At 73.4% G+C, this 467-nt stretch carries 1 pseudogene; it reads left to right on the forward strand.

The features are described from left to right. Nucleotides 1-467, forward strand: a pseudogene (locus LPA41_RS41040) (RNA-binding transcriptional accessory protein); the annotation flags it as partial.

Consider the following 467-nt stretch of genomic DNA (forward strand, 5'->3'; position numbering starts at 1 on the left):
GGATGTGGGTGCGCGGGCGGCTGGCCGCGAAGGTCAGGGAGGGCAAGGAGGAGGCGGGCGCGAAGTTCGCCGACTACTTCGACTTCGCCGAGCCGTTCACGGAACTGCCCTCGCACCGGGTGCTGGCGATGCTGCGCGGTGAGAAGGAGGAGGTCCTCGACCTCGTCCTGGAGCCGGAGGAGCCCGTCGACGGGCCGTCGTCGTACGAGGGGATCGTCGCGCACCGGTTCGGGATCGCCGACCGGGGGCGCCCGGGCGACAAGTGGCTGGGGGACACGGTCCGCTGGGCCTGGCGCACCCGCATCCTGGTCCACCTCGGCATCGACCTCAGGCTGCGGCTGCGGACGGCCGCCGAGGACGAGGCGGTGCGGGTCTTCGCGGCGAACCTGCGCGACCTGCTGCTGGCCGCCCCGGCGGGCACGCGGGCGACGCTGGGTCTCGACCCCGGTTTCCGTACGGGCGTGAAG

The organism is Actinoplanes sp. DH11, from assembly GCF_020873875.1.
GTDB lineage: Bacteria > Actinomycetota > Actinomycetes > Mycobacteriales > Micromonosporaceae > Actinoplanes.